At 64.7% G+C, this 17,544-nt stretch carries 13 protein-coding genes; 2 read left to right on the forward strand and 11 right to left on the reverse strand.

Annotated features, from left to right (window positions below; translation table 11 throughout):
- Window positions 1–111: 111 nt before the first annotated feature.
- The 5 genes from BFD71_RS19915 to BFD71_RS19935 all read right to left on the reverse strand — a co-directional run bounded on the left by BFD71_RS19915 (window position 112) and on the right by BFD71_RS19935 (window position 5,612).
- Window positions 112–1,188 (reverse strand): sn-glycerol-3-phosphate import ATP-binding protein UgpC, encoded by a 1,077-nt coding sequence (locus BFD71_RS19915; RefSeq protein ID WP_069266031.1) that lies wholly within the window; start codon window positions 1,186–1,188, stop codon window positions 112–114.
- 25 nt (window positions 1,189–1,213) lie between these two features.
- Window positions 1,214–2,059, reverse strand: coding sequence for a sn-glycerol-3-phosphate ABC transporter permease UgpE (ugpE, locus tag BFD71_RS19920; protein WP_069266032.1), 846 nt, complete (start codon window positions 2,057–2,059; stop codon window positions 1,214–1,216).
- On the reverse strand, window positions 2,059–2,940 hold the full coding sequence (ugpA, locus tag BFD71_RS19925) for a sn-glycerol-3-phosphate ABC transporter permease UgpA (RefSeq protein WP_069266174.1): 882 nt from the start codon (window positions 2,938–2,940) through the stop codon (window positions 2,059–2,061). Before ugpA ends, ugpE begins: the two co-directional genes overlap by 1 nt.
- 357 nt (window positions 2,941–3,297) lie before the next feature.
- On the reverse strand, window positions 3,298–4,539 hold the full coding sequence (locus tag BFD71_RS19930; protein ID WP_083245354.1) for an NAD(P)/FAD-dependent oxidoreductase: 1,242 nt from the start codon (window positions 4,537–4,539) through the stop codon (window positions 3,298–3,300).
- Window positions 4,540–4,703: 164 nt separating this feature from the next.
- Complete coding sequence (locus BFD71_RS19935; protein ID WP_069266175.1) at window positions 4,704–5,612, reverse strand: glutamate/aspartate ABC transporter substrate-binding protein; 909 nt, start codon at window positions 5,610–5,612, stop codon at window positions 4,704–4,706.
- A 283-nt stretch (window positions 5,613–5,895) separates the two neighbouring features.
- Here BFD71_RS19935 and BFD71_RS19940 point away from each other — a divergent pair, with 283 nt between their 5' ends.
- Complete coding sequence (locus BFD71_RS19940; RefSeq protein WP_069266034.1) at window positions 5,896–6,420, forward strand: nucleoside 2-deoxyribosyltransferase; 525 nt, start codon at window positions 5,896–5,898, stop codon at window positions 6,418–6,420.
- A gap of 37 nt (window positions 6,421–6,457) precedes the next feature.
- Here BFD71_RS19940 and BFD71_RS19945 read toward each other — a convergent pair whose 3' ends face one another.
- The 4 genes from BFD71_RS19945 to BFD71_RS41485 form a co-directional block, all read right to left on the reverse strand.
- Window positions 6,458–8,131 carry a S10 family peptidase gene (locus tag BFD71_RS19945; protein WP_069266035.1) on the reverse strand — a complete coding sequence of 558 codons (1,674 nt, stop codon included), beginning with the start codon at window positions 8,129–8,131 and terminating at the stop codon, window positions 6,458–6,460.
- A gap of 136 nt (window positions 8,132–8,267) precedes the next feature.
- Window positions 8,268–9,905, reverse strand: a complete 1,638-nt coding sequence (locus tag BFD71_RS19950; protein WP_069266036.1) for a S53 family peptidase — start codon at window positions 9,903–9,905, stop codon at window positions 8,268–8,270.
- Window positions 9,906–10,270: 365 nt separating this feature from the next.
- Complete coding sequence (galU, locus tag BFD71_RS19955; protein ID WP_069266176.1) at window positions 10,271–11,161, reverse strand: UTP--glucose-1-phosphate uridylyltransferase GalU; 891 nt, start codon at window positions 11,159–11,161, stop codon at window positions 10,271–10,273.
- Between the two features lie 267 nt (window positions 11,162–11,428).
- A complete protein-coding gene (locus BFD71_RS41485; RefSeq protein WP_165979327.1) occupies window positions 11,429–11,572 on the reverse strand; it encodes a hypothetical protein in 144 nt (47 codons plus the stop codon).
- A 199-nt stretch (window positions 11,573–11,771) separates the two neighbouring features.
- On the opposite strand from BFD71_RS41485, the gene BFD71_RS19960 reads away from it, so the two are divergent.
- Window positions 11,772–12,956, forward strand: a complete 1,185-nt coding sequence (locus tag BFD71_RS19960; RefSeq protein ID WP_069266037.1) for an acyltransferase family protein — start codon at window positions 11,772–11,774, stop codon at window positions 12,954–12,956.
- A 616-nt stretch (window positions 12,957–13,572) separates the two neighbouring features.
- Here the strand turns inward: BFD71_RS19960 and BFD71_RS19965 are convergent.
- Both BFD71_RS19965 and BFD71_RS19970 read right to left on the reverse strand, forming a co-directional pair.
- Window positions 13,573–16,059, reverse strand: a complete 2,487-nt coding sequence (locus tag BFD71_RS19965) for a glycosyltransferase family 4 protein (protein WP_069266038.1) — start codon at window positions 16,057–16,059, stop codon at window positions 13,573–13,575.
- The gene (locus tag BFD71_RS19970) at window positions 16,056–17,522 is read right to left on the reverse strand and encodes a flippase (protein WP_069266039.1); all 1,467 of its coding nucleotides are present in this window, start codon (window positions 17,520–17,522) and stop codon (window positions 16,056–16,058) included. Before BFD71_RS19970 ends, BFD71_RS19965 begins: the two co-directional genes overlap by 4 nt.
- Between the last annotated feature and the right edge of the window lie 22 nt (window positions 17,523–17,544).

The following is a 17,544-nucleotide window of genomic DNA, read 5'->3' on the forward strand; positions in this document are numbered from 1 at the left end:
ATGGCGCGGGCGGCATTTGCGCCCGCGCGATGCGACAGTTTACGACAATCGAGGCCGTGGCGAGCGCCGCTTTCGCGCGCAGGCCGCGGCGTTGGCACCGGCAGGCGCGGCCTAGCCCAGACGCTTGCCCGTAGCCGGATCGAAGAAGTGCAGGCGCGCCGGCGGCAGGTGCACGGCCAGCCGCTCGCCGGGCGTGGGCCGCGTTTCGTGCGGCAGGCGCACCACCACATCCGCGCTGCCCCAGCGGCCGTGCGCGAGGTTGTCCGCGCCGAGCAATTCACAGGTCTCGACTTCGAGCGTGACCGGCTCGTTGGCGCCGCGCGCGTGCATATGCTCGGGCCGCACGCCCAACACGCATTGCGCGCCCTTCGGCAGCCAGGCCGGCGCATCGCCGAGCGGCAGATGCGGCCCGTTGCCCGCGACTTCGAAGCGCCGGCCGTCGTCGCTCACGCGCCCGCGCAGCAGGTTCATGGCCGGCGAGCCGATGAAGCTCGCCACGAACATCGAAGCGGGCCGGTCGTACACTTCGCTCGGCGTGCCGATCTGCTCCGCGCGTCCGCCGTTGAGCACCATCACGCGCTGCGCAAGCGTCATCGCCTCGATCTGGTCGTGCGTGACGTACAGGCTCGTCGTACGCAAACGCGCATGCAGACGCTGGATCTCGAGGCGCATCTGCACGCGCAGCTTCGCGTCGAGGTTCGAGAGCGGTTCGTCGAACAGAAACACCGAAGGCTCGCGCACGATCGCGCGGCCCATCGCCACGCGCTGACGCTGGCCGCCCGAAAGCTCGCGCGGCTTGCGCTCGAGCAGCTTGCCCAGTTCGAGGATTTCGGCGGCCGCCGCCACGCGCGAATCGATCGTCGAGCGGTCGAGCCCCTGCAGCTTGAGGCTGTAGCCCATGTTGCGCGCGACCGTCATGTGCGGATAGAGCGCGTAGTTCTGGAACACCATGGCGATGTCGCGATCCTTGGGCTCCACGCGATTGACCACCTTCTCGCCGATGGCGATCTCGCCCGACGTGATCGTTTCCAGCCCCGCGACCATGCGCAGCAGCGTGGACTTCCCGCAGCCCGACGGGCCGACGAGCACCATGAATTCGCCGTCCGCCACCTGCACGTCGATGCCGTGCAACACCTGTTGCGCGCCATCGTAAGACTTCGTGACGCCCCGTATGCTCAATGCCGCCATGCCGTCCCCCGAATTGCCTTCATGCTTATTTCTCCACGTCCACGAGGCCGCGCACGAACCAGCGCTGCATGGCCAGCACCACCACGAGCGGCGGCAGCATGGCGATCATCGTCGCGCACATCACGAGATGCCATTGCGTCGCTGCGTCGCCGCTCGAAATCATGCTCTTGATGCCCACCACGGCGGTCGTCATCGAAGCCGTGCTCGACATGAGAATCGGCCACAGATACTGGTTCCAGCCGTAAATGAACGTAATGACGAACAGCGACGCGATGTTCGTTTTCGAAAGCGGCAGCACGACGTCCCAGAAGAAACGCAGCGGCCCCGCGCCGTCGATACGCGCCGCCTCGATCAGCTCGTTGGGCAGCGTGAGGAAGAACTGGCGGAACAGAAACGTGGCCGTGGCCGAAGCGATGAGCGGCAGCGTGAGGCCCGCGTAAGTGTTCGTGAGATGCAGTGTGGCCGCGACCTGCACCGTGGGGAAAATGCGCACTTCCACGGGCAGCATGAGCGTCACGAAGATCAGCCAGAACGCGAGACGCCGGAACGGAAAGCGGAAAAACACGATCGCATAGGCCGAGATGATCGATATGGCGATCTTGCCCACCGAAATCACGAGCGCCGTGATGACGCTGTTCATGAGCATCACGCCGAACGGGCTCGCCGCGCTGCCCGTGCCCACGTTCCACACGGTGGCCATGTTCGCGAACAGATGGGTGCCCGGCACGAGCGAGAGCGGCACCGAGAAGACTTCTTTCTCGTTCATCGTGGCGGCGCAAAACGCCACGTACACGGGAAAGGCCACCACCGCCACACCGAGCAGCAGCATGACGTGGCAGAACAGGTTGAAGTATTTGCGGTTCTCGACCATCAGTACTGCACCCGTCGTTCGATAAAGCGGAACTGGAAGATCGTGAGCGCGGTCACGATCACCATCAGCACGACTGACTGCGCGCCCGAACTGCCGATGTCGAGACCCCGGAAACCTTCGTCGAAGATCTTGTAGACGAGCGTGCGCGTGGCCTGGCCAGGCCCGCCGCCCGTTGCCGCGTCGATCACGGGGAAGGTGTCGAAGAGCGCGTAGACCACGTTCACCACGAGCAGAAAGAAGCTCGTGGGCGAAAGCAGCGGGAACGCAATGCCGAAGAAGCGCCGCACGGGACCCGCGCCGTCGATGGCCGCCGCCTCGAAGAGGGACTGCGGAATCGACTGCAGGCCCGCGTAGAAGAACAGAAAGTTATAGCTGATCTGCTGCCAGACCGATGCGATCACAACGAGCGTCATGGCCTGGCCGGGGTTGAGCGCGTGATTCCACGTCACGCCGAAGTGTGCGAGCGCGAAGGTCACGAGACCGATGCTCGGGTTGAACAGAAAGCCCCACAACACGGCGGCAATGACCGGCGCGACCGCATACGGCCAGATCAGAAACGTTTGATAAAAGCGCTTGCCGCGCGTCACGTGGTGCGCCATGGCTGCCAGCAGCAGCGAAATGGCGAGGCCGCCGAACGTGACGAGCGCCGTAAACACGAGCGTCGTCTGGACCGAGGCCAGATAGAGCGGATCGTGCAGGAGCCGCGTGAAGTTGGCGAAGCCGACGAAGACCGACGACGTGCCGAAGGCGTCCTGGGCCTGGGTGGACTGCAGGAGCGCCACCCCGGCCGGCCACAGGAAAAAGATCACGGTCACCGCCAGTTGCGGCCCGACGAGCAGGTACGGCAGCAGGCTCGCCCCAAAACGGGAGCGTTGTTCCATTGCGTCACTCTCCTCGAGTGGCGGCGTTCGGACGGCCGAGAACACCGGTTGAAGCGGCTTGTTGATCGAATTGAGCCGCTTCATGGGCGGCGCCGCGTTCGCATTCTAGCCGAGACTCGTGACAATACGGGCCAAAGCGCGGGTCAAAGCGCGGGGGAAAGCGCGGGGGAAAGCGCGGGGGAAAGCACGGGGGAAAGCACGGGACTGGAGGCCGCGCTCGGGCGCCGGGAGCGGGATTGACGCGGGAAGGTATGGGGCGAGCGGGCTGCGCGGAGGGTTGATCCGGCGCACAGCGTCTCCCGATCGCGAAAATAGCGGGGACGTCGCCGCCCCCGACTTCATCGTTCGACTCGCCGCTCAGGCGAGCGCCGCCGCTGCGAATTTGCCCATGTCGGTGGCGGGATCGCGCAGCGCGTCGAGATCGAGCTTTACGCCCTTGCCAACGAGCTTCTTGCCGCACAGGAAATCGGGCATCGAATTGACGGCGTCGACCGCGAGCAGCACACGGTCCTTCAGGTAGTACACCGCGAAGCGCCGCGCTGCCGGGTCGCCGCGCACGATGGCCTCGTCATAGCCTTCGAGCAGGCCCACCGTCTGCAGCTTGAGGTCGTACTGATCGGACCAGAACCACGGCGCGTCGCAGGCAGGACGCGGCTTGCCGACGATCGCGGCGGCCGCGAGCTTCGCCTGCTCCACCGCGTTGTGCACGCTTTCCAGGCGCCCCGCGCGGCCATAGTGCGCAAGCGGCCGATGCGCGCAATCGCCGATCGCGAAGACCTCCGGGTCGCTCGTGCGCGCGTCGTCGTCCACCTGAATACCGTTGGCGCATGTGATGCCCGCCGCTTTCGCGAGCGCCTCGTTCGGCAGGATGCCGATGCCGACCAGCGCGAGCGTGGCGGGGACGACCTCGCCGTCCGCCAGCTTCACGCCGGTGAGCTTGCCGCCCTCGCCCACGAGCGCCTCGATCTTCGCGTTCAGGCGCAGTTCCACGCCCTGCGCGCGATGCTCGTTCGCATAGAACGTGGAAACGGTCTCGCCCGTCACGCGGCCCAGCACGCGCGGCGCGGCTTCGAGCGCGGTGACCTCGTGGCCGAGCTGGCGCGCCGCCGCGGCCGCTTCGAGGCCGATATAACCGGCGCCGATCACCACGAGCTTCTCGCCCGGCTTCACGCGCTCGCGCAGCACGTCGGCGTCGGCGAGCGAGCGCAACGCGATCACGCCCGCGAGATCGTGGCCCGGCACCGTCAACGCGCGCGGTGTCGAGCCGGTGGCGAAAATCAGCTGGTCGTATTGAAGCTGGCTGCCGTCGGCGAGCGTGAGCGTGCGGCTCGCGCGGTCGAGCGACTGCGCGCTCGCGCCGAGCTTCAGTTCGATGCGCTGCTCGTCGTAAAACGCGCGCGGTTTGAGCCACAGGCGCTCGACGTCGGCCTCGCCCTTCAAATACGCCTTGCTGAGCGGCGGCCGGTGATAAGGCGGCACCGGTTCTTCGCCGACCAGCACCACGCGGCCGCCAAACCCGTATTGCCGCAGCAGCGCCGCGGCGTTGCCGCCCGCGTGCCCTGCCCCAACGATCACCACCGCGCTGCCGTCTTCCTGCATGTCCGCTCCCGCCTTTTTCCGCTTTCTACCCGTTAATTGATTCATTGCGCGCAGCGGCGGCCGCGACTCACAGGCGCGCTGGAAGCCTCGCGCCTATGGGCCGCCCGCGCCGTCCGCCGCGTCAGGAACGAGATCATCTCATGGTTCGCGCTTGCACAAGGCAATCAGTCGAAGGCGCGGTCGTTCGGCGCGGCATAGAGCGCGCGCAGTTGTTCGCTCATCGGAAACTCGAAATTCACGCGCTGGGGTGGCACCGGCTTCTCGAACCACTTCGCGTACATCGCATTGATTTCGCCACTCTTCATGAGCCCCGCCATCGTGTCGTTCACGAGTTGCCGGAACTCAGGGTCGCCGTTGCGCATCATGAAGGCATAGGCCTCCGACGATTGCGGCGTGCCCACGATCACCCATTCGGAAGGCTTCGCCGTGAGCGAGCGCGTGCCGGCGAGCAGCACGTCGTCCATCATGTAGGCCACTGCGCGGCCCGACTCGAGCGTGGCGCGCCCCTCGCCATAATCGCGCGCGCTGATGATGCGCATGTTCATCTGCTTGTCGATGTTCATGCGCCGCAAGATACGCTCGGACGTCGTGCCCTGGTTCGTGAGCACCGTCTTGCCCGCGAGATCGGCGAAGTCGTGAATGCGTGAGTCCTTGCGCGTGAGCAGGCGCGTGGTCGCGACGAAGAACGTATCGGAGAAACTCACCTGGGCCTGGCGCGCCTTCAGGTTCGTCGTGACGCCGCATTCGAGGTCCACGGTGCCGTTCTGCACGAGCGGAATGCGGTTTTGCGAAGTGACGGGAATGAAATGCACCTGCAAGTTCGGGCGCTTCGTCCTGAGCTTGACTGCGTCGATGACCTTGTCGCAGATGTCCTGCGAAAAGCCGATCACCTGGTGGTCGCCGACCACGTACGAGAACGGCACCGAGGTCTCGCGATGACCAATGGCGATGATATTCGCCGAGCGGATCTTCTCGAGCGTAGGCTGAGCGACCTGCGCGGCCGCGGGCTGCAGCAGACAGAGGCACGGCACGATGGCCCAGCAAGCCGGCGACAGCCGCTTCAGTCGGTTCATGGGTCGGTCCTCGTCGTTCGCTTCGTCTGCGGGCATCATCTTGCGCGGTCGAAGCATCCATTTGTCGCCACAATCGACCATCGCGCAACATGCGGGAAATACCAGGGGTACGAGCGAAGGCAGCGCTTCGATCAGGAAGATGATCGTAGCGAGAGGCAACAAATGTTGTCAATCGTCTGTAAGCAACAGGAAGATAGACGAAACCTCACCGGCCCGGGACCCGGCGCTAGAATCGTCGAACCGGGGGTCTCGACGACCCCCTTGCACTGGAGGACCGCGCGCCATGAATTCGACCCTGCTGCCCCGCCGCCCGCGCGTGTATCTCGCCGGCTTCGACGTCTTCCGGCGCGACGCGCTCGAGCACGGCGCACGCCTCGTCGCCGCGTGTGCGGAATTCGGCTTCGAAGGCGTCTATCCGCTCGACGCGCAAGCGCCCGCGGACCTCGACGGCCCGCGCCAGGCCGCGTGGATCTATCGCGCGAACGTCGAATCGATCCGCGCCGCCGATATCGTGATGGCAAACGTCAACGACTTTCGTGGCCCCGGCGAGCCCGACTCCGGCACCGCCTTCGAGATCGGCTATGCGGCCGCGCTGGGCAAGGAAATCTGGGCTTACTCATCCGACGAAGGCACGCTCATCGAACGCGTGCCCTCCGTACCCGACGCGCAAGGGCGCGTGTGCGAACGCGGCTATCTGGTGGAAGATTTCGGCCTGGCGAAGAACCTGATGATCGCGTGCGCGGCGCGCCTCGTGCAGGGCGACGCGCGCGCGTGTCTCGAAGCCATGGCGCAGGGGCGCACGCCATAACCGCGTGCAAATGCGTGCGCCGGCGCCGGCAAAAAATTCAATGATGCATGGTGCTCATCGTGCTCATGCGCTGGAGCGCGCGAATGCGCGCCACCGCGGGGCGGTCCGTCACGGCGACTTGATAGAGCTTCGCGACATCGGCCTTGAGCGCCGTGCGTGAGCCGGCGTCGAGATACACCATGTGCCCCGATGGATAGAAACGCGCGCTCAGGTTATCGCGCACCTTCTGGTCGAGCAGCGGCATCTTCTGCAGGTCGATCACGGTCTGGTAGAACGGCGTGACGAAGTCGTAGTAGCCGTTTGCCGAGAGCACGCGCAAATCCGGATTCAGCGCCATCACCGCCGCGAGATCGCCGGCCGTGTAAAGCACGATATTGCCCTGCGCGTCCACGCCCTTTTGCGCACCCGTCGGGTCGATATGGCCGAAGTTCCAGTTCTTGAATGCCTGATCGTTCAGGTCCGTGAATGACGAGTTCGTGCGGAATTTGAGCTGCTCGTTCAGATAGCTGTTCCACATCGCCGTATAGACGCCGCTCACCGCCGTCATGGTGGGATCGTTGCCGCCCGAGTTGGGGTCGATGTTGCCGGCAATGCCCGTGTCGATGGCGGTCACGCGGCCGTCGTACGAGCCGAGCGCCACGCCCTTGTCCTTCAGGAGGGAGATCAGAAAAAGCGAATTGCCATGGCTGTCGTACGAGGCGATGTCGAGATTCCACGACTCCAGCGTTTGCGTGTCGATGCCCGTGTATTGCGACAAGGTCTTGAGCGTGGCCGGAATGCTCTTGTCGTTCGGATCGGGAAACTTCGACAGCGCCTGCAGGTAATCGGTGCGCGCGAATTGCGCGACTTGCGCGGCGAACGCCTGCAAGTCCTTCGGCGCGGGCGTCACGCCGAGGCGCTTGTGGTACCACGCGTCGGCGGCCGCCGTGGGCAGCGCGCCCACCGGATTGCCGGCTTGCGTGTAATCGAGAATCGACGACTGCAGCGTGATGCCGTTCAGATCCACGCCGTCCTCGTGCAGCCGGTAGGCCAGCACGCAACTGCGCGCCGTGCCATACGACTCGCCATAGAGAAACTTCGGCGAATTCCAGCGATCGTTCGCCGTGAGGTAGCGCTTGATGAACTGCTTGAGCGAATCCGCATCCTGATCCACGCCCCAGAAGTCGCGGTTGTGATGCGGCGCGATCGCGGCCGAATAGCCCGTGCCCACCGGATTGATGAAGATGAGGTCGCTCTTGTCGAGCAGGCTGTCCGGATTGTCTTCGAGCGTATAGGGCGCGGGCGGCGTGAAGCCCGGCATCGAGGTCTTGATGCGCTTGGGCGCGAACGAGCCGAGCAGCACGAACACGGAAGAGGAGCCCGGCCCGCCGTTGTAAAAGAACGTGACGGGACGGTCCTGCGCCTGCACGCCGTCCTTCGTGAACGCCACGTAGAAGATCTTGGCGTCGGGCTGCGAACTGCTCGGATCGACCGTCACGAGGTGACCCGCCGTGGCCGTATAGGCGATGACTTCCTTGCCGATCTGGATGGCGTGATGCGTGATCGCGGCGTTCTCGGTCATGTCGGTGACGAAGTCGTCGGGACCGTTGCCGTAAGCGGTGGGATCGAAGCAAGGCTGATCGGCCTGGGAGCGATGCTTGCCGTTGCCGCTCGCGGGGCTGGCCCCTTGAGCGCCGCCGTTGCCCTTGGTGGACTGCGCTTCGTCGTTCATGTCGTCTCCACATTCTGTGTGTTCGCGTTCGAGACAGTGAATGCAACTTCGAATGCAACCTCTCATGCAACCCGCATCGCGCCCGCCGCTTGCCTCTCGTGCTCAGCGCGCGTCGCGGCGGCGTGCCGCGCTCATCCTACGCCGAGCCGAGCGCGGTTGCCACCTTGCTGCCCACCGGCGTGCCGAGGCCCGTGCAGGCGTCCCAGCCCGGCGCCGCCGAGAAGTCGCCATTGCTGCCGCTCGTCACGTCGTTGAAGGCGCCGGGCTGCGCATAGAGCTTCGCGTTCGCGAAACCGACGGGCGTGCCGCGCGCCGCGTTGATGCGCGCGATCAGCGCCGCCCACAGCGGCGCGACGGCGCTCGTGCCGCCCACCACCGTATCCGCGCCCGCCACGCGCACTTCGTAACCCGTGGCGGGATCGGCGTCGGCTGAGACGTCGGGCACGCCGCGCCGCACCAGCGCCCCCGCCCCGCCGCTGCCACGCACGACGCGCAGGCCCTTTTGCCAGTCCGGCAACGCGAACGTCGCGCTCACGCCGCCGCCGGTCGCGCCGTTATCACCTTCGCTCCACACGGTTTCCTGCGAGATACGTCCGTTCGACGCCGCGATGTGCGTGCCGCCGCAACCCAGTGCGTAAGGGCTCGACGCGGGGAAGTCCACATGATCGGCGCCGTCGCTCACGCCGTCCGACGAGCCGCTGTCGCCCGAAGCCGTGCACACGGTCACGCCGAGCGCGACGGCCGTTTGCAACGCGTCGTTCAGCGCGCCGAGCGTTTGCTGCGACCACGCCGACTCCGGCGCGCCCCAGCTGATCGAGATGACTGAAGGCTTACGCTGGCTGTCGTGCAGCGCGGCGCTCACCGCATCGACGAAGCCCGCCTCGCTGTTCGGCGCGAAATAGACGGCGATGAGCGCCCCGGGTGCCAGCGCACCGGCGATCTCCACATCGAGCGTGACTTCGGCGTCGGGGCCGTTGGGGTCGCCGGTCGGCGCGTTCGTCGCCTGATCGACGGACACGTCTTCCACGCGCGGCGCGCTCACGCCCAGCTCGCTGAAATAGGCGCTAAGGTCCGCCGTGTCATAGCCGCCGCCCATTTCGATCAGGGCAATACATTGGCCGCCGCCGTCGCCCGCGGGAAAGCTGTAGAGCTCCGCGAGCTGCAACGGCGTGAACGATCTGGTCACCGCTCGCGCGGCGCGGATTGGCGGGCGGATAGAGGCACCCGGTGCGCCCGGCGCGTCTGCCGGCGCGTTGGTCAGACTCGTCGGCATGATGCGAAAGTGCGGCTGCGCCTTCGCACGATTGTCGAGCCCCACCACCGCGGTGACGACCTCATGCATGTCTTCCGGCAAATGCAGGGGGCCGCTCGGCTGGTGAAAGTGATGGGTGGTTTTGCCGACCTGATGCTCGAAACGCTGCAGGTCGATGCCGAAGGCGGCGTTGTACTGCTGCACCGTGCCCGAGAGCACGACGCGGCGCGCCGAGGCATCGGCCTGATCCACGCTGAGCCCATGCGCGCTCGCGAACTGCTTGACGCGCTCGATGTCGGCAGCGCTCGCGCCAAAGCGCCGCTCGTATTCCTCGCGCGAAACCGGCTGCGCGGCGGGGTCGTTCGCGGCGAGCCGGTCCACCAGCTCGTGAAATTCTGCCGACGCCTGACGCCGCAGGATCAGCACGACCCTGAAGCGCTCCGCCGGGTCGCAAGCGCCGACGCACTGCGCGCCGGCGGGCGCGGGATGTTCACTGCCTGCCACGGGTAGGTGCCTGGTCATGGCCGGTTGCTCCTCCTTGAAGCGCGTGCCTGGGTTCTGGTCTTCGGACACGCGTTGAATGACGGGAGTTCCGCGCGCCAAACCGGCCCGGAATGCCGTACAAAATCGTTGGAATATTCACGCAGCATGGCCGCCGCACGAGCGGCCCACCACGCGGCACGAACGCAAACGACGCGTTGCACGCATTCGGCATGCCCGCCAGAACCGTTATACACCGGTGACGATTGCAAAGTTGTCACGGCGACGCGGGAAGGCCAGGTCGCGGAGGAATGTTGGGGAGGTAATGCGAGATGGGCGAAACGCGCGCGGGTGTCGAGCCCGCGCGCATGAAGTACCCCGTAGCGTGGTTGTGCCGCTATGGAGTTTTATGCCGCCGCGGGCAGCGCCGCCGGCAGATGCGCTTGCAGATACGCTTCGAACTCGTCCTTGACTTCCGGATGGCGCAGCGCGAACTCCACCGTCGCCTTCAGGTAGCCGAGCTTGCTGCCACAGTCGAAACGCGTGCCCATATAGCGGTATGCGAGCACCTGTTCTTCGGTGAGCAGCGACTGCAAGCCATCGGTGAGTTGAAGCTCGCCGCCTGCGCCCGGCTTCAGTGCGCGCAGATGTTCGAAGATCGTGGGCATCAGCACGTAGCGGCCCACCACGCCGAGATTCGACGGCGCGACTTCCGGCGCCGGCTTTTCGACGATGCCCGACAGCTTGAACACATCCTCTTCCCACTCGCGGCCGTCGACGATGCCGTACGACGCGCTGTCTTCACGCGCGATCGATTCGACGCCCACCACCGAGCTGTGATAGTGATTGAACGTGTTCACAAGCTGCTTCATGACCGGCGTGTGGCTGTAGAGCAGGTCGTCCGCGAGAATCACGGCGAACGGCGCGCCGCCCACGAGCTTTTCCGCGCACAGCACGGCGTGGCCGAGACCGAGCGCCTCGGCCTGGCGCACGTAGAAGCAGTCCACATTGGCTGGCTTGATGCTGCGAACGACGTCGAGCAGCTTTTGCTTGTTGCGGGCTTCGAGTTCGCATTCGATCTCGTACGACTTGTCGAAATGGTCTTCGATCGCGCGCTTGCTGCGGCCGGTCACGAAGATCATTTCGGTAATCCCCGCAGCGATCGCTTCTTCCACCGCGTACTGAATGAGCGGCTTGTCGACGATCGGCAGCATTTCCTTCGGGCTCGCCTTGGTGGCGGGCAAGAAGCGCGTCCCAAGGCCTGCAACAGGAAATACCGCTTTGGTTACTTTCAGCATGATGTCCATTCCCAGATCGTTCGTTTGAGTCTCGGTCTCGCAGCGAGGCAAGCCGACTTCCCCGAGGTTCTGCCGTGGCAGATTCTTGTATTGAATAAGATTGTTTAGCGCCTTTTAAGGAATAAAAAAAGGCCAATAAATTCGGATTCCGCGATTCCAGCATAACACCGGAAATTATTACCATTCATCCTGGATAATTCCAGGCAGATCGGCATGAATTTCCTGCTCGGGTCTTCTGTCAATGACGCGTCTTGTTCGGGGCGCAGGCTACTCCGCTTCGTCAACGGGCGGCAATGCGCCGGAGCGCGTGCGTGCGCGCCGGATGGGCTCGTTGCGCAACGCCTCGCGATACGCGGACACCCCCACGAGTATCAACAGCACGGCCACGCCGGCCAGCAAGTGCAGGTTCATCGGATTCTCCAGCGACCATAGTCGATCACGCTCAAACTAGCATTCCAAATTCGATAAATAAACCGCTTTGTTTTTCAATCCATTTATTTCTCCATTTATCGCTTCCGTATGAATACATTTTGAAAATCTTTTGCTTACTTCCCTCGCGCGCGCGCCCCTAAGATCGGCGGATACTCTCCCCAAGGACCGGCCGACACCGATGAGCGATCCCGTACTCCAAACCGCCATGCCGCCTGCATCCGCCCTGCCCGCCGCTGCTGCTCCTGCAGCGCGGCCGGTGGCTGCGGCCCGCGAGCTTGCCGGCGAGCATCTGATCGAAGCCCTGCGCGGCTTTGCGGCCTTGCTGGTGGCCTATTTCCATTGCCGCCAGGTCACCTGGATCGGCATGGGCGCGTTCCACCAGCTGCACGCCAGCCTCGCGAGCCCCGGGACGCTGGCCGCGTGGCTGACGTTCCCGATTGCGTGGGGATCGGCGGGCGTGCCGATTTTTTTCGTCATCAGCGGCTATTGCATTCACCGCAGCGGCGCCGCGCGGCTCTTCTCGAACCCCGATTTCCGGCTCGACGCGCGGCAGTTCTGGTTGCGCCGCTTCGTGCGCATCTATCCGGTGTTGCTCGCCGCGTTGCTGCTCACGCTGGCTGTGGATTCGGTCAGCCTCTCGCTGCTTCCTGTGAGCCACAAGATCAATGAGATCGGGGTGCGTGATTTCTTCGTGAACCTGTTCTCGCTGCAAGGCGTGGCTGGTAAGACGTATGGCTCGAATGGCGCGCTCTGGACTCTTTCGCTCGAGGTGCAGTTCTATCTGCTGTATCCGCTGCTCTTTGCTGCGCGCCGCCGGTTTGGGTTGAATGTCGTGCTCGCTGCCGTGGCCCTCATCAACGTCGTTTCCGCGTTGACGCTGGAGCGGCATGACATCATCGTTTTCACTTCGTACTGGTTCTCGTGGATGCTTGGCGCCTGGATCGCCGAAGTGCGTTTGCGCGGGTCTTCTGGCTTTCGGTTCGCCTATCCTGCTGCGGCGCTCTTCGCTGTCGCCGGTTGCGTGGCGTTTCACTTCGGGCAGTTTGGGGCGTTTCAGCTTTGGGCCTGCGCTTTCGCCTGCTATCTCGTCAAAGCGCTTGCGCGGCCTGCGCCCGCTTCCCCTGGCTTTCTGCAGTCGCTGTTCTCCAGGATCGGCGATTTCAGCTACTCGCTCTATCTCATTCACTTGCCGCTCTTCGTATTGCTCGGCTCGCTATTGTTCCGCTCGGAGCTGCAGACTTCGATATGGCCTTCGTTCGGCTTCACGCTGGCCGTGATTCCCGTTGCCTGGGTGTTCTATCGGATCTTCGAAAAGCCCGCGCTTCATGCTGCTGCTCGGCTTAGGAAGCGGGTCGTCGCTTGATCCGCTTTGGCCGCTTTGGCCACTTTGGCCTTTCCTTGTTTTCGCGTCGGTATGCAGGCGTTGCCCCTGTGCGGGGCGGCACCTACTTTCTTTGCGGCGGCAAAGAAAGTAGGCAAAGAAAGCCGCTCAAACCGCCAGCGCCTGCCACAGTTCACATCGCGCCGTACATGCTGAATGGCTCCGGAGCGTCTGTCACCTCGCACCTTCAAAGGTAGTGACAAGGCGCTCATCCTTCCGGCGGCGCTCCGCGCGCCGAATGGCATAGCCCGAAACCATTGGTGCGCGTGCATCCTAGCCGAGGCTGACAGCGCCCCTGGTTTCCCATGCAGCCCCGACCGCAGCGCGCGTAGCGAGCAGCGGGATGAATGACTGCCTTGTCACTGAGTTGGGTGGTGCGAGGCGACAGACGCTCCGGAGCCATTAACCATTAGTGGTGCGATGTGAACTGTGGCGGGCGCTGGCGGTTTGAGCGGCTTTCTTTGCCTACTTTCTTTGCCGCCGCAAAGAAAGTAGGTGCCGCCCCGCACAGGGGCAACGCCTGCATACCGACGCGAACACAAGGAAAGGCCAACGCGGCCAGAAGCCGCGAAAAAAGGCCTAAAAAAAGCAAAAAAACTTACTTGCCCCGAGCAACAACCCCATCGAGCACCCGCTCGACAGCATCGACATACTGCTGCTTCCCAAACCGCTCCCGGGCAGTAGCCAGCCCTTGCACAGCAAGCCGATCCCGCAACGCCGCGTCGTCGTGCAACCTGCCGATGGTGGCAGCGAGTTCCTTGGCATCACCTGGCGTACAAAGCAGCCCGCTTTCACCATGCTCGACGATCTCAGTCACACCACCATCGCGAGAAGCAACCACAGGCCTTTGCGCCAGCATCCCCTCAACGACCACACGCCCAAACGGTTCAGGCGTAATAGACGTATGCGCGATCACATCGACGGCCCGCATGCAAGCCGCAATGTCATGCCGGAAGCCGAGAAAATGCACCCGCGCCTGCAACCCGTTCGCCTCGACGAATGCACGCAGCTCGGCAGCGTAAGCGTCCTCACCGAACAGCGGCGCACCAACAAACACAGCATGCGCACGCGGCTCGTCGAGCAAAGCTTCGAGCAGCACATGCTGGCCTTTCCAGCGCGCCAGACGGCTGAAAGCACCAACCAGGAACGCATCCTCGGGCAACCCGATCTGCACCCGCAGTTGAGCCTGCGGCACGCGCGCGAGCGCACGGAACGGCGATTCATCCACGCCGTTGTGCACCACGTCGATGCGCTTCGCGTCGAAGCGCGTGAGCTGCGCAAACACCTTCGCCGATGCATGCGAGTTCGCGATCACATGCGCGAGCCCCAGCTTCGCGCAGCCCTTGATCACCGCGCGCTGCACGCGGCCGAAATGCTCGTCGCTAACAATGTCGCGCAAATGCCAGACCACCGGCTTGCGCGCGAGCTTGCCCGCAAGCACGCCGATCACCATCGCGCGCTGCGTGTTGGCGTAGAGCACGTCGGCTTCGCGCGCGCGGCGGCGCGTCTCGCGCACGAGCGCGGCAATGCCCGCAAGCACGCCCAGTCGCGGCGCCGTGCCGCCATCGCGGCGCACCTTGTTCAACGCACCCGAATCGATCACCTCCACGCGCGCGCCGGCTTTGTCGAGCGCCTCCCTGAAGGGCCCGTCGTTGAAGAGCAGCACGTCGATGCGCGAGCGCAAGCCCTTCACCACTTCCAGCAGCGATAGCTCGGCGCCGCCCAGCACACCGCTCTGGTCGATGGCGAGCACGCGCGGCGCGTCCGCTGCGTCCGCTTCGATCTCGTACGGCGCTGCGCCGTGTGCCGAGCCCGCCTGCGCGATCGCCGGCACCGCTTTCGCCACGCGCGCGAAGAATTGCTCGCGGAAATGCCGCGAAGAAAAGCGCTCGGCATTCGCGCGGCAATCCTCGGCGCGGAATCGGCCAGGATCGCTTTCGAACGACTCGACGGCGTCGATGATCGCGTCCGCGTTTTGCTCTTCGAAGAAAATGCCCGTGGGGCGCGAACCGGTGTCGCGCACCGTTTCGAGCGCGCCGCCCTTGCCGAATGCAATCACGGGCGTGCCGCAAGCCTGCGCCTCGACCACGGAAATGCCGAAGTCTTCTTCCGCAGCGAACACGAACGCCTTGGCGCGGCGCATACGGTCATGCAGTACGGCGAAAGGCTGATAGCCCAGCACTTCCACATTGGGCGTCGCCTTCGCGCGCACCTTGTGCATGTCGGGGCCGTCGCCGATCACCACGAGGCGCCGCTCGGGCATGCGCGCGAATGCCTCGACAATCAGGTCGATCTTCTTGTACGGCACGAGCCGCGAGGCCGTCAAATAGAAGTCGTCTTTGGTGGTTTCCAGCTCGAACGCGTCGATATCCACGGGCGGATAGACCACCTCGGCCTGGCGCTGATACACCTTCTGAATGCGTCGCGCAATGAACTCCGAGTTGGCGACGAACTGGTCCACCGAATTCGCGGTGCGCACGTCCCAGTTGCGGATGTAGTGCAGGATCAGGCGCGCGAGCATCGACTTCGGCCCGCGCGTGAGGCTCGACTCCTGCAGGTACTGATGCTGGAGGTCCCACGCATAGCGGATCGGCGAATGCACGTAGCTGATATGGAACTGGTCCGGTCCCGTGAGCACGCCCTTGGCCACCGCATGGCTGCTCGAAATCACCACGTCGTAGGCCGACACGTCGAGCTGCTCGATGGCGAGCGGCATGAACGGCAGGTACGCGCGATAACGCTTGCGCGCGCCCGGCAGCTTCTGGATGAACGAGGTCGTCGCGCGCTTGCCGCGCAGGAACGTGCGGTCTTTCGCATCGACGAAATCGACGACCGAGAACAGGTCTGCATCCGGAAAGCAGGCAAGGATCTGCTCGAGCACCCGCTCCGCGCCCGCGTAGGTCACGAGCCAGTCGTGCACGATGGCCACGCGCGGCGCACGGCCTGCGGCGAGGGCGGGCCGCAGTGGCCGCAGCGGCATGACGGCGCCCGTTTCGGAGCGTCGCGGTTTGGTGGCGTCGCGCCGTTGAAGGGGCGCGGCAGCGCTTTCGGACGGCGCCGCTTCGTCGATCAGTTCGTGACTCATGCGCTTTTCCGTGAATTCAGTCGAAAGAGAAGGGAACGGGCGTAGCCGCGCAGCATCGGCGTGGTCGCAACCGACCACACCACGTTGGCAAGTGCGAGCACGACACCGGCGCCGATTGCGTACAGCGCGTCCGGCAGCCACCACGCAAGAGCGAGCGCAGCGGCGAGAAAACTCAGGTGAGCGAACATATCGACGATGATCGTGCGGCTATGAATGCGCGAAAGCCACAGCAGTACGACGTAGTCGAACAGTGCGCGAAACAGCACGGCGGCGGCCGCGCCCGGCAAGCCGAAGCGCGAAATGCCGAGCCACAGCAGACCGGCAAAGAGCGGCAGCTCCACGAGCCCCACGCGCGCGGCGGCGGCAGGATTGTTTTGCGACTGGATGAGAATGCGCGTGACGCCCGCCTGCCCGACGAGCCACACGGCGATGATCAGCACGCGCCCAACCGGTGCGCCATGCGCGGCGATCACGGGCCCGACCCACGCATGCAGGAAGGGCTGGAGCACCACGATCGCGCCGATGGCGATCGGCGTGAACACGGCATTGAGAAACTGCAGCGACTGCGCGGCGATTTCATCGGCATGCTCGCGGCCCAGCGCGGACAGGCGCGGAAACAGCGTGCGCACGAGCGCATTGGGCACCATGTTCAGGCGCGTGACGAGGTTCTGCGGCACGGTGTAATACGTGACGAAGCGCGCACCGAGGCCCGCGCCCAGCATCATGCGGTCGAGCGAGTCCGCGACCATCGTCGTGATGCTCGCGACCAGCATCCAGCCGCCGAAATTGAAGAGCGCCTTCGACGTATCGAGGCGCGGCCCGCGCACCTTGCGAATGCCGAGCACGCGCAGCGCCGAGCGGCCGAGCAGGATCGCGGCGGCCAGACGCGCGAATACGGCGGCGGCCAGCACGGTCTGCAGATTCGGCTCGTACGCCCAGGCAGCGGCAAGCGGCAGCAGCTGGAACAGGAACGTGCCGAGCGTCTGGTTCGTGTTGTAGATGCCGAAGCGCTCCGCGCCGTTGATCGCACCCGCGAACACCCACGAGACGTTCGCCACCGGAATCGCCACGGCGAGCCAGGGCAGCGCGAGATAGACTTCGTGCCGCAACTCGGGCGTGACGTGCGTGAAATACGCGGTATAAAGCGCGCCGCCCGAATAGATCAGCAGGCCGCCAATCGCGCCGGTCGTGAAGTTCAGCCAGAACGCGCTCCAGAACACACGCTCGCAGGCGTCGGCGTCTTTCGACGCATACGCCTTCGAGATCTGGTTCTGCGCGGCCATGCTCATGCCGAGGTCGAGCACGCTGAAGTAGCCGATCAGCGTCCAGACGAGCGCGATCACGCCGTAGCGCTCGACACCGAGCAGGCGGATGTAGGAAGGCACCGTGACGAGCGACACGAAGGTCGGCAGCACGAGACCGAACAGATTGATTGCGACGTTGCGCAGTATGCCTTTATCCATTGGGTATCCAGTTGCGGGGCCC

Origin of the sequence: Paraburkholderia nodosa, assembly GCF_001718195.1 — a bacterium.
Taxonomy (GTDB): Bacteria; Pseudomonadota; Gammaproteobacteria; order Burkholderiales; family Burkholderiaceae; genus Paraburkholderia; species Paraburkholderia nodosa_A.